The organism is Falsiroseomonas oryzae (assembly GCF_027856955.1).
Lineage (GTDB): Bacteria > Pseudomonadota > Alphaproteobacteria > Acetobacterales > Acetobacteraceae > Falsiroseomonas > Falsiroseomonas oryzae.
The window spans coordinates 1-11,801 of the sequence record NZ_JAPSMD010000018.1; the positions used below are offsets into that span (position 1 = coordinate 1).

Here is an 11,801-nt window from a genome sequence, read left to right on the forward strand (position 1 = left end):
GCTGTTCAGCGAGGTCGCGACCAGCCCATGCGCACGCAGCAGCGCGCCCAGCGCGGCGGGCTCCAGCGCCTGAACCGCGCGCGCCGTCAGCCCGACGCCGCCGAGGCCGCGCGCCGCGACCATCGCGCAGAAGCGGTCCAGCGGCAGGTCGTCGGGCATCGCATAGAGGCTGACGGCGCAGCGCCGCAGCCAGGCCTGCTCGTCCGGCGTCACGGCGCGGCCGTCCGGGTGGCGTGGCATCATGCGGTTCAGCGCGGCATCGCCGGCCGCTCGCGCAGCAGCCGCCCCGCGCCCTCCACGCGATCCGGCAGGCCGAACAGATCCAGCAGCGCCCACATGCCCGCCGCGTTGGTGGAGATCACCGGCTTGCCGATCCGTGCCTCGATCTGCTCCGTCACCGCCAGGCACGGCATGTTACCGCCGAGCAGCAGCAGCGCCTCCGCATCCGCATGGTCGGCGCGGCAGGCGAGGTCCACCACGGCGTTGCGCGGCATCTCCGCGATGGCGAAGTTGTCGCGCTCGCCGCCGAACGCAGTGGCAAGGATCGTGACGCCGTTGCGCTCGAGATAGGCGCGGCTGGCCGCGCCGATCTCCGCCGGGAAGGGCGCGGCGAAGCCCACCCGCGTCGCGCGCAGCGCGGCCAGCGCATCCAGCACGGTCCGCGCCGCGGTCAGCGCGGGCGCGCCAGCCCAGGCGGCCATGTCGCGGCGCATCGCGGCGTCCCATTCGTCGCCCATCCAGAAGCTCGCCGCGGTCTGGCACAGCAGCACAGCATCCACCCGCGCATCCTTCAGGCTGTCGACCGCGCGCCGCATGTCCACCAGCTGCTCCGCCATGCCCGCGGCATCCAGCCGCGTCATGGTCAGCCGCGCGGTGTGGAAGGAGAGGCTGCGCGGCATCCACAGCGGATACTCGCGCTCGATCGAGGTGTTGGAGGATGGGATCAGCATCCCCACGCGCCGCCAGGCTGCCTCAGCCATCGGCGGTCGCGAGCGCGATGATCAGGTTGCCGGCCGCGTCGCAGCGCAGGCTCTGGCCGGGATGCAGCACCGTCGTCGTGTCCATCTGCTCCAGTATGGCGGGCCCCGCGAGAGTCGTGCCGGGCGCCAGCCGCGCGCGGTCCAGCACCGGGCAGTCCGTCCAGCCGCCGGCCTCCGCGAACCAGACCTGGCGGTGGTCGATCAATGGGTCACGTGCGTCCGTGCCGGCTGCAGCGGCCGGCGGGCGGGCCACGCCGACGGCCAGGCTGAGCCGAGCCGTCACCACCTGCACCGCCGCACCCGTCGCATAGCCATAGACGCGCGCGTGCTCCTGCGCGAAGGCCTCGGCCAGCGCGGCGGGCAACTGCTCGGTCGGCAGGTCGGGCACCGGCACCGTCAGTTCATGGCTCTGCCCGTGGTAGCGCATGTCGAGTGCGCGGATGCGCCGCGCCGCCACGCCAACGGCGGCTTCCGCCGCCAGCCAGCGATCCGCCTCCGCATCCAATGCGCCGAAGGCCGCCGCCAGGGCGCCGGCGGCGTGGCCATCCAGCGGCATCAGGCAGGTGCGGCTGAAGTCCGTGCGGATGTCGGCCACCAGTAGCCCCAGCGCGCAGAGCAAGCCCGGCCCCGGCGGCACGACAACGGTGCGGATGCCGAGTTCCGCCGCCAGCGCCTGCGACAGCAACGGCCCGCCGCCGCCGAAGGAGGCCAGCGCGAAGCGGCGGGGATCGTGCCCCTGCTCCACCGAGATCAGCCGCACGGCGCGCAGCATGGTCTCGTTCAGGATCGTCAGGATGGCGGCCGCCGCCTCCTCCACGCCCATGCCGAGCGGCGCCGCCACATGCGTGCGGATCGCCTCCTCCGCCAGGTCGCGTCGGATCGGCATGCGGCCACCGAGCAGGCGTTCGGGATGCAGCCGGCCGAGCACGACATTCGCATCCGTCACCGTCGGGCGCGTGCCGCCGCGGCCGTAGCACGCCGGTCCGGGATGCGCGCCCGCGCTCTGCGGCCCCACCTGCAGGAAGCCGCCCGCATCCACCCAGGCGATGGAGCCCCCGCCCGCGCCCACCGAATGCACGTCCAGCATCGGGAAGCGCACCGGCCAGCCGCCGAACTCCTTCTCCCGCGCGATGGCGGGCCGGCCGGCTTCCACCAGGCAGACGTCCAGCGAGGTGCCGCCGACATCGAAGGTGATGATGTCCGGGAAGCCGGCCGCGACACAGGCATGGATCGCGCCCGTCACGCCGGCCGCCGGGCCGGAGGCGAGCGTGCGCACCGGCTTCTCGCCCGCCTCCCTCGGCGAGGCGACGCCGCCATTGGATTGCAGGATGTGCGGTTCGCAGCCCAGGCCGAGTTCCGCGCAACGCGCCTGCAGCCGCGAGAGGTAGCGGCTCATCACCGGTCCGAGGCCGGCATTGAGCACGGTGGTGGACAGCCGCTCGTATTCGCGGAACTCCGCCAGGATCTCGTGCGAGGGGCAGATGAAGACGCCGGGCAGCGCCTCCGCCAGCCAGGCCGCCACCTGCTTCTCGTGCGAGGGATCGAGATAGGCGTGCAGGAAGCAGATGGCGACCGACTCCACCGCCGCTTCGCGCAGCGCCGCGATTGCCGGGTCGAGGTCGGCGCGGCGCGGCGCGACGGGGTCGCGGCCCATCAGGAACACGCGCTCCGGCACCTCGAAGCGCAGCCTGCGGGGTACGGGCGGGCGCGGCTTCGGGATACGGATGTTGTAGTTGTGCGGCTGGCGCTGGCGACGGATCTCCAGCGTGTCGCGGAAGCCTTCCGTCGTCACCAGTCCGGTGCGGGCCGTCCGGCCCTGGATCATCGCATTCGTCGCGACCGTGGTGCCATGGCCGAACCAGCCCACCTGCCCCGCGGCGACGCCGGCCAGCTGCAGAAGCTCCGCGATCCCCTCGCCCATCGCGCGGGAGGGATCGTCGGGCGTCGAGGGCACCTTGTGCGTCGTCATCGCCCCGTCGGAAAGGCGGATCAGCACGAGGTCGGTGAAGGTGCCGCCAACATCGACGCCCAGCGCGTGGCGTCCGCTCATGCGCGCAGCTCCGCCGTCGCGGCCGCATCCACCGCGCCATCGCGGATCGCGACGCGATAGAGCGCCCGCGCCGCCGCCGCGCTCACCTTGCCGTCCAGCACGTCGGCCAGCACCAGCGCCGGGTCGCGATGAGCCGGGTCGCCGAAACCGGCGCCGGAGGAGGTCTCGATCCGCACGACCTCCGCCGTGCCGATCGGCAGGTCGGAGAAGCTGGCGGGCAGCCGCTCTGCCTCTTCGGCGCCCGGCCGCATCACGAAGCGCCCGCGCGTCCCGTCATGCCCGCCGCCATGGCCGCGCGGCGCCGCCACCTGGCGCAGCGCGCGCCCGACCAGCCGGCCTTCCTCGGCAAAGAGCTGCACGTCACGCCGCGTACCGAGCCCGCCGCGGAAGGTCCCCGCGCCGCCGGAATCCGCGATCAGCTCGTAACGCAGCACCGCCAGCGGGAACTCATGCTCCGCCGCCTCGACCGGCAGGTTGGCGGCGCCGGAGATGTGCACGCGCACCGCATCCTTGCCGTCCTGGTCGTGCTGCGCCCCGGCCGCGCCGGCATAGGTCTCGTAATCCACGAAGTAGCGCCTGCTGCGCGGATCCACGCCGGAGAAGGTCATGGCCGCGAGCGGTCCGCAGCCCGCCATCACGCGCTCCGGCACGGCCTGGGCGAAGGCACCGAAGATCAGGTCGCCGACCACGTTGCCCAGCGAGGAGCGGTCGCCCACCGCCGCCGGCTGCGTCGCGTTCAGCAGGCTGCCGGCCGGCGCCACCACCTCGATCGGACGGAAGGTACCCGCATTCGGCGGCAGGTCCGGGTCCACCAGCGCCTTCACCGCGTAGTAGACGCAGGCGAGCGTCGCGCCGAGCACCATGTTGCGCGCGCCGCGCATCTGCGGATCGGTGCCGGCGAAGTCGAAGCGCAGCGTGTCGCCCGCCGCGGTGACGGTCACGCGGGCGCGCAGATCGGCGGGCCCGAGGCCATCATTGTCCACCACTTCCTCGTTGGTCCAGCTGCCGCGCGGCAGGGCGGTGATGGCAGCCCGCGCGCGCGCCTCGCCATGCGCCAGGATGGCGTCGAAGGCCGCCAGCGTCGCCTCCCGCCCGAAGCGGGCGACCAGCGCCTCCATCCGCCGCACACCCGTCGCGTTGGTGGCGATCTGCGCCTTCAGGTCGCCCTCGCGTTCGCCCGGCGTGCGGGAATTGAGCAGCACGATCTCCACGATGTCCTGCCGCACCTCCCCCGCCGCGACCAGCCGCACCGGTGGCAGGCGCAGGCCTTCCTGGTAGATCGACGTGCAGTCCGCGCTCTCGCTGCCGGGCACGCGACCGCCAACGTCGGAGTGATGGGCGATGTTGCAGACGAAGGCGATCACCTGTCCGTCCGCGAAGACCGGCGTGGCGATGGTCAGGTCGGGCAGGTGAGAGCCGCCACCATTGTAGGGGTCGTTCGCCAGGATGCCGTCGCCCGGCTGCAACGTGTCCAGCGGGAAGCGCCGCGTGACGTGCTCCACCAGGCCGAGCAGCGAGGAGAGGTGCAGCGGCGCGATGGCGGTCAGCGCCAGCAGCTGCCCGCGTGCGTCGAAGATGCCCACGGAGCAGTCACGCCGCTCCTTGATGTTCGGCGAATAGGCGGTGCGGACCAGGGTGGCCATCATCTCCTCGGCCGCGGCCTGGAGGCGATGCGCCACGATCTCCACCATCATCCGGTCGGCCGCGTCGGCCATCATGCGTGTCCCTTCGCGTCGGAGGCGGTCAGGCCGTCTCCTCCTCCACCACGTCCGGCGTGATCAGGTTGTAGAGCCGCGCGCGCCAGTGGTTGAACGCGTCGCTCAGGATGTCGCGCGGCCGCGGCAGGTCCAGGTCGATGATCTGCTTGATGCGACCCGGGCTCGGGCTCATCACCACCAGGCGATCGGCCAGGAACAGCGCCTCCTCGATGTTGTGCGTGACAAAGACCACGGTCTTGCGCGTGCGCTGCACCAGGGTCAGGAAGTCGCCCTGCAGCCGCCGGCGCGTATGCTCGTCGAGGCCGGTGAAGGGCTCGTCGGCCAGCAGCAGCTCCGGGTCGTTGGCCAGGGTGCGGATGATTGCCGTGCGGTGCCGCATGCCGCCGGAAAGCTGGTAGGGCCGGTGGTTGCGGAAGTCCCACAGCTTGACCATGCGCAGCAGCTCGGTCGCGCGCGCCTCCGCGGTGCGGCGGTCCTCGCCGCGCACCTCGGGGCCGAACATCACGTTCTCCCACACGGTCAGCCAGGGGAACAGGTTCGGATCCTGGAAGATCACGCCGCGCCGCGGGTCGGGGCCGCGCACCGCCTCGCCCTTCACTGTCAGCGTGCCCGCGCTCGGCTGCTCGAAGCCGGCGATCATGTTCAGCAGCGTCGTCTTGCCACAGCCCGAAGGACCGATCAGCAGCGTGATCTGTCCCTCGTGCAGATCGATGTCCACGCCGGTCAGCGCGACGGTCGCCTGGCCGGACGCGCCGGTGTAGCGCTTGACGAGGCCCCGCCCCTCAACCAGCGCCGTCATAGCCGGTTGCCCGCCATGTCCTGCGCCCAGGCCAGCTTGCGCCGCCCGATCAGCACGATCACGCGGTCCGAGAGGAAGCCGAAGATGCCGAGCATCAGCATCCCGCCCAGCACGATGTCCATGCGCATGAACTCGTAGCCGCGCCACAGGATGTAGCCGAAGCCGCCAGAGACGGCGAACATCTCCGCCAGGATCATCAGCGTCCAGGCATAGGCGACGCCGAGCCGGAGGCCGCCGAAGATGTGCGGCAGCGCGCCGGGCAGCACCACGCGCCACAGCACCTGCCGTGGCGAGGCACCGAGCATGGCCGCCGCGCGCTTCCAGTCCCGCCCCACCAGCTTCACCCCCGTGACCACCTGCACATAGACCTGCAGGAAGACGCCGTAGATCACCAGGAACAGTGCGGAGGCGTTGGTCAGGCCGAAGAAGATGATGGCGAAGGGCAGCAGCGCGGTGCGCGGCATCGGGCGCAGCAGCTGCACGGTGGGGTCGAAGAAGCGTTCCGCCGTGCGGCTCCAGCCTACCCAGACGCCGAGCGCGACGGCAGCCGCCGCGCCGATGACGAAGCCGACCAGCGCGCGATAGGCCGAGCCCAGCGCGTCGTTCAGCCATGTGCCGGTGAAATAGGCAGGGCGCCCGCGCGCCCAGTCGGGATTGATCCATTCGCCGATCGTGCGCAGCACGTCCCAGGGGCTCGGCAGCAGCACGCGCGGCATCACTTCGAAGACATACATGCCCGTCCAGGCGACCAGGATGCCGAGCGGCAGCACGAAGGCCAGCGGATCGATCGCCCCGACGATGCGCGCCGGCCAGGACGGCCGCGCCGGCTGCGCGGAGAGGCCCGGCGCCGACTGCCCGACCGCCTCAGGCGGCATGGCCGAGCTCCGACTTCGGCTTGCCGGTCACGCGCTCGAGGAAGCCGTAGTTCACCCGCGCCTCGATCACCGGCGAGACGTCGCGATCCTCCAGCCCCAGCTCGTGCACCGCTTTGCAGATCGCCTTGATGGTGCCCATCGGCATCATCCAGGAGGGCGAGACGTTCTCCACCGCCAGCGTCGCGATCTCCCGTGACTGGCCGGTGACCTGCATCGTCTTCTCGATATAGGCCTCCTTGTTGGCGTTGACGAAGTCGATGGCCCGCACCGTCGCGCGCACGATCGCCTCCGTCTCGCGCGGATGGTCGCGCACGAAGGCGTCGCGGATGTAGAGCCCGCCATGCGACTTGCCGAAGCTCTCGGCCGTGAGGTCGGTGATCATGGTCGCGCCCTGCTGCGCCAGGATGACGGAGGCCGAGGGCTCGAAGGTGGCGGTCGCGTCGATGTCGCCCCGCGCCATGGCGGCGATGATGCCGGCGGGGTTGGCGATCGGCACGCGCCGCACCTCGCGCATCGCATCGATGCCGATGCCGCGCAGCGCGTAGATCAGCATGATGTCCTGGCTGTTCAGCTCGTTCACGCCCACGCGCTTGCCGCGCAGGTCGGCCAGCGTGCGGATGCCGCTGCCGCGCCGCGCCAGCAGGCGCGATCCGCCCCCGCCGATGCCGCAGACCGCCTGACCGCGCAGGTCGCGCAGCTCGATCGTCGCCAGGTAGTTCCAGCCGGTCGCGAACGCGTCGAGGTCGCCGCGGGTGAAGGCGGAGACGCGCGCATGCCCCACCGAGCCCACGCGCACCAGGCGCCAGTCCACGCCGGCGTCGCGCGGCAGGTTGGCCTCGACGAAATGTGTCGCGAGGTAGTGGACGGCGTTGATCTCGTCCATGCGGAAGGGCACGCGGCCCTGCGCCCGCGCCGCCCCGCCCAGGCTCGCGACGCCGGAGGCGAGCGCCAGGGCCAGGAAGCTGCGCCGCCGGGCGCCGCCGCCGCCGCGCGCTTCCCAGTCAGTGCACGGGTCGAAGGCGTCGGCGCGCTCCGCGGCCTCGTGGAACAGCGCGGCCATGCTGCGGCGCCTGGCATCCTGCGCGTCACGGCTCATCTCGTCTCTCCTCGGCCTCGTCTGGTGATCGCCCCCGGCGGGTCGAGCGCCCTGAAGCGTCCAAGCCAGCCATGCTACGCCCCGCTTCGCCGGCTTCGCCAGGGGCCCCGCGCGGCCTGGAGCAGCAAACGTCATGCCAGCGTCGCACGCGCCGATGCCCCTGGACAGCCAGACCGGCTCGGGGCGCAATGGCCGCCTTGGAGGAGGGTCTCGCCATGCCACCAGATGCCGCGGGCGGAACGCTCGCCGGGCCGCTCGACCGCGACGCGGCGGACCGCGCCATCCGCGCCGCCTTCCCGGACCTGCGCCAGCCCTATCTCGACGTCTCGGCCCGCGGCCCGCTGCCGGCCGCGGCACGCCGCGCGGCGGAAGCGCTGCTGCTGGCCCAGTCGCAGGGGACGGTGCGCAAGGACGACTGGCTGGCGCTGGCCGAGCGCGTGCGCGGCAAGGCGGCGCGGCTGCTGCGCGTCGCGCCGCAGGACATCGCCTTCACCAAGAATACCTCGGAGGGATTGAACCTGGTCGGCAGCGCGCTGCGCCTGGGCCAGGGCGACCGCATCGTCGTGGCACCCGTGGCCGAGCATCCGAACAACGTCTTCCCCTGGCTCTGGCATGCCCGGCAGGCGGGGGCGGAGGTGGTGCAGGTCGCGCCAGCCGGCAATGCCGACCTGGAGGACGCGATCATCGCCGTGCTGGATACGCGCACGCGTCTCGTCGCCGTCACCGCGCTCGATTTCGCGACCGGGCGGCGCACCGACCTCCCACGCCTCGCCGCCGCCTGCCGCGACGTCGGCGCCTTCCTGCTGGCCGACGCCGCGCAATCGGCCGGGGTCATGGACGAGGATTTGCCCGCGCTGGGCGTGGATGGCTGGGCGACCGCGGCGCAGAAGGGACTGCTCGGCCTCTACGGCATCGGCCTGCTGCATGTCCGGCGGGACTGGGCTGAGCGGCTGGAGCCCGCCGGCCTCGCACGCTTCTCGGTGGAGGTGCCGGCCGGGCACGAGGCCGCCGGGCCGGAAGGCGGCTGGCAGCTGCGCGCCGGCAGCGGCCGCTTCGAGCTCGGCAACCACAACTTCGTGGCACTCGCGGCGCTGGAGGTCTCGCTCGACCTGCTCAACGCGATCGGTCCGGCCGAGGTGGAACGGCGCGCGACGGAGGCCGCGGCGACGCTGCGCGAAGGCATCGAGGCGCTCGGCCTGCCCGTGCTGCCGCTGCCGACGGCGCGGCGCGCCCACGTCGTCTCGGTCGGCGAGGCGCTCGGCACCGGGCACGACCGCACGGACGTGGTCTGGGTGCAGGCGCTATCGTCGCACCTTCAGCAGCGCGGCGTCGCGCATTCCGTACGGCGCGGCATCCTGCGCCTGGCGGCCCATGTTCACATCCTGCCGGAAGTCGCTCAGGAGGCCCTGGCGCATGTGAAGGAGTGGCGCGATGGATGGCGCGGCTGAGGCGTGCGTCGTCACGGCGCGCACCCCAGATTTCCGCAGCGATACGGTCACCCGCCCCACACCCGCCATGCGCGCCGCGATGGCGGCGGCGGAGGTCGGCGACGACGGCTATGCCGACGACCCGACGGTGAATGCTCTGCAGCGCCGCGCCGCCCGCCTGCTCGGCAAGGAGGCGGCGCTGTTCGTGCCGAGCGGCACGATGGGCAATCTCTGCGCACTGCTCGCCCTTACCGGCCGGGGGGAGGAAGTGCTGCTGGAATCCTCCAGCCACATCATCCGCTCCGAGATGGGCGGCATCGCCGCCGTCGCGGGTCTCGCCTGGCGCGCGTTAGCGGGCCAGCGCGGCGCGATCCCGATCGCCGCCATCGACGCGGTGTTCGCTGGCGGCGCCCATGCCGTCGCGCGGCTGCGCCCGTCGCTGCTGTGCCTGGAGACGACGCACAATGCCGCAGGCGGCGCGGTGCTGCCCCTGCCCTACCTGGCGGAGGCGCGGGCGGCCGCGCAGCGGCACGGCATGGCCCTGCACATCGACGGGGCCCGGCTGTTCAATGCCGCCGTCGCGCTCGGCGTGCCCGCGGAGGCCATCGCGCGGCACGCCGACACGGTGACCTTCTGCCTTTCCAAGGGGCTCGGCGCGCCGGTCGGCGCGCTGCTCTGCGGCCCCGCGCCCTTCATCGAACGCGGCCGGTTGTTCCGCCGGATGCTCGGCGGCGCGATGCGGCAGAGCGGGGTGCTCGCCGCGGCCGGCCTGGTGGCGCTGGACGGCATCGCAGAACGGCTCGCCGCCGACCACCGCCGGGCGCGCGACCTCGCCACCGGGCTCGCCGCGATCCATCCTGGGCTTTGCGACCCCGCCGCGGTCGAAACCAACATCGTCATGCTGGACTTCACGCCCAGCGGACGCGATGCGGCCGAGTGGGCGCGGCTGCTCGGCGTGCGGGGCATCACCTGCCGTGCCACCGACGCCGCCCGCATGCGGCTCGTGACGCATGGCGACCTGGGGGATGGCGACATCGCCGTGCTGGTCGATGCGGTACGCGCGCTGTGGTGAGCGCCGAGGACGTGCCGGACCGCTTCGATCCCTGGCCGCCCGGCGTGCCGCCGCAGGTGCCGGTCCCCGGCTATCCGAACACCTGGACCTACACGCCGTCGCAGCCGCTCATCCGCCGTGTCCCGACCCGCACCGAGGCGACCGGCCCCATTCGGCTGGACCGCAAGCTGCTCTGTGGCGAGGCCAACCTGGCCGAGCGCACGCCGGGCCGCTTCGCGATCGGGCAGTTGATCCACCTGTCCGGTCGCATCCTGGACGAGGACGGCCGGCCGGTGGGCGGCGCGGTGGTGGAGTTGTGGCAGGCGAACGCCGCCGGCCGCTACGCCAACCCCATCGACCAGCGTGCCGCGCCGCTCGATCCGGATTTCCTGGGCCATGGCCGCGTGCGGACCGACGAGGACGGACGCTACGCCTTTCTCACGATCAAGCCCGGCGCCTATCCGGTGCCGGTGCAGGACACCTGGTGGCGCCCGCCGCACCTGCACTTCTCCGTCCTCGGCCCGTCCTCGCTGTCGCGGCTGGTGACGCAGATGTATTTCCGCGGCGACCCGCTGAACGCGCTCGACCGCATCCTGAACTCCATCCCGGACGAGGCCGCGCGCGAGCGCCTGATTGCGCGCGACCTGCCACCGGCGGAAGTGGGCGACCGGTGGCTCGGCTTCACGCATGACATCGTGCTGCGCGGCCGCCGCGCCACGCCGCACACGCCATGAGGCGCGCCGGCCGATGACCACGCAGGACCGCATGTCGCGCCGGATGCCGACCTCGGAGCATACGATCGGTCCGTTCTTCCCGCGCAGCCTTTTCGGTGCAGGCGACAGCGACCTGACCATCGTCGCGCCGGACGCATCGCCGACCCGTCGGGGCGAGCCGATCCTGCTGCGCGGCCGGGTCACGCGCGAAGGCGGCGTGCCCTGCCTGAACATGATCCTGGAAGCCTGGCAGGCCGATGCGGACGGGCGCTTCGACCATCCGCTCGACCCGGCGCGGCACATGGCCGATCCGGACTTCCTGGGCTGGGGCCGCGCCTGGACCGACGAGGAGGGCGAGTTCGCGTTCCGCACCGTCATGCCCGGCGGCTACGACGATCCCGTTGGCCGGCGCGCACCGCACGTCAACATCGCCGCGATGGGCGCGGGGCTGATGCGGCGCGTGCTGACGACCGTCTATTTCCCGGACCACGCGGCAGACCATGCGGCCGACCCTGTGCTCGCGCTGGTTCCCGCGGCGCGGCGCGCACGCCTCGTGGCCCGGCCCGAGGGCATGGCGGACGGGCTTCGCGTATTCCGCTTCGACATCCGCCTGCGCGGCACCGCAGAGGAGGAAACGCCCTTCTTCGATGCCTGAGGACGCCCGCCACGCCGCCGGTGGCTTCGCCTTGGGGGGCGCCGCGACGATCAGGACGGCGTCAGCAGCAGGCTCACATGGGCAGAGACCACGCGCCAGCCGATGCCCGGCACGCGCATCCAGGTCTGGCTCTGCCGCCCGGTCTTGTCGCTGCCCTCGCGCCGGAAGGTCGTGTTGGCTGTGGCGAAGTCCCGGCCATAGGTGGTGATCACCGTCCGCAGCAGCTCCCGGTTCAGCCCGGCCGCGGCGCGCCCGGCGCGGAAGGCCTTGATCTCCTCGTAGCCGTGCAGGTTCTCGGTCACGCCGTAGCGCAGCGTGTGCGGGCTGTCCCAGAACAGCTCATCCAGCACCTCCACGTCGTTGGTCGTCAGCGCCGTCTCGTAGCGCATGAACGCCGCGGTGACCTCGGCGACGACCTCGGGGATGTTGATCTCCAT

At 72.5% G+C, this 11,801-nt stretch carries 12 protein-coding genes; 4 read left to right on the top strand and 8 right to left on the bottom strand.

Going from position 1 to position 11,801, the window contains the following annotated elements; translation table 11 throughout:
* The 7 genes from OZN99_RS04110 to OZN99_RS04140 all read right to left on the bottom strand — a co-directional run.
* A partial coding sequence (locus OZN99_RS04110; protein WP_270933904.1) for a hypothetical protein occupies positions 1-243 on the bottom strand: 243 nt, incomplete at its 3' end.
* A gap of 5 nt (positions 244-248) precedes the next feature.
* Positions 249-980: a maleate cis-trans isomerase family protein gene (locus OZN99_RS04115; protein WP_270933905.1), complete on the bottom strand. Its 732-nt coding sequence runs from the start codon at positions 978-980 to the stop codon at positions 249-251.
* Complete coding sequence (locus OZN99_RS04120) at positions 973-3,030, bottom strand: hydantoinase/oxoprolinase family protein (RefSeq protein WP_270933906.1); 2,058 nt, start codon at positions 3,028-3,030, stop codon at positions 973-975. Before OZN99_RS04120 ends, OZN99_RS04115 begins: the two co-directional genes overlap by 8 nt.
* The gene (locus OZN99_RS04125; protein WP_270933907.1) at positions 3,027-4,748 is read right to left on the bottom strand and encodes a hydantoinase B/oxoprolinase family protein; all 1,722 of its coding nucleotides are present in this window, start codon (positions 4,746-4,748) and stop codon (positions 3,027-3,029) included. The genes OZN99_RS04120 and OZN99_RS04125 overlap by 4 nt, the downstream gene beginning before the upstream one ends.
* Before the next feature lie 25 nt (positions 4,749-4,773).
* The gene (locus OZN99_RS04130) at positions 4,774-5,547 is read right to left on the bottom strand and encodes an ABC transporter ATP-binding protein (RefSeq protein WP_270933908.1); all 774 of its coding nucleotides are present in this window, start codon (positions 5,545-5,547) and stop codon (positions 4,774-4,776) included.
* Positions 5,544-6,422: an ABC transporter permease gene (locus tag OZN99_RS04135; RefSeq protein WP_270933909.1), complete on the bottom strand. Its 879-nt coding sequence runs from the start codon at positions 6,420-6,422 to the stop codon at positions 5,544-5,546. Before OZN99_RS04135 ends, OZN99_RS04130 begins: the two co-directional genes overlap by 4 nt.
* Positions 6,412-7,518: an ABC transporter substrate-binding protein gene (locus OZN99_RS04140; RefSeq protein ID WP_270933910.1), complete on the bottom strand. Its 1,107-nt coding sequence runs from the start codon at positions 7,516-7,518 to the stop codon at positions 6,412-6,414. Before OZN99_RS04140 ends, OZN99_RS04135 begins: the two co-directional genes overlap by 11 nt.
* 215 nt (positions 7,519-7,733) lie before the next feature.
* On the opposite strand from OZN99_RS04140, the gene OZN99_RS04145 reads away from it, so the two are divergent.
* The 4 genes from OZN99_RS04145 to pcaG are packed head-to-tail and all read left to right on the top strand — an operon-like array spanning position 7,734 to position 11,364.
* Entirely contained in the window at positions 7,734-8,966 is a 1,233-nt protein-coding gene (locus tag OZN99_RS04145; protein WP_270933911.1) for an aminotransferase class V-fold PLP-dependent enzyme, read from the top strand.
* Positions 8,950-10,017 (top strand): GntG family PLP-dependent aldolase, encoded by a 1,068-nt coding sequence (locus tag OZN99_RS04150; protein ID WP_270933912.1) that lies wholly within the window; start codon positions 8,950-8,952, stop codon positions 10,015-10,017. Before OZN99_RS04145 ends, OZN99_RS04150 begins: the two co-directional genes overlap by 17 nt.
* Positions 10,014-10,730 (top strand): dioxygenase family protein, encoded by a 717-nt coding sequence (locus tag OZN99_RS04155; RefSeq protein WP_270933913.1) that lies wholly within the window; start codon positions 10,014-10,016, stop codon positions 10,728-10,730. Before OZN99_RS04150 ends, OZN99_RS04155 begins: the two co-directional genes overlap by 4 nt.
* Positions 10,731-10,743: 13 nt before the next feature.
* A complete protein-coding gene (pcaG, locus tag OZN99_RS04160) occupies positions 10,744-11,364 on the top strand; it encodes a protocatechuate 3,4-dioxygenase subunit alpha (protein ID WP_270933914.1) in 621 nt (206 codons plus the stop codon).
* Between the two features lie 50 nt (positions 11,365-11,414).
* Here the strand turns inward: pcaG and hpxZ are convergent, their stop codons facing one another.
* Complete coding sequence (gene hpxZ / locus OZN99_RS04165) at positions 11,415-11,801, bottom strand: oxalurate catabolism protein HpxZ (RefSeq protein ID WP_270933915.1); 387 nt, start codon at positions 11,799-11,801, stop codon at positions 11,415-11,417.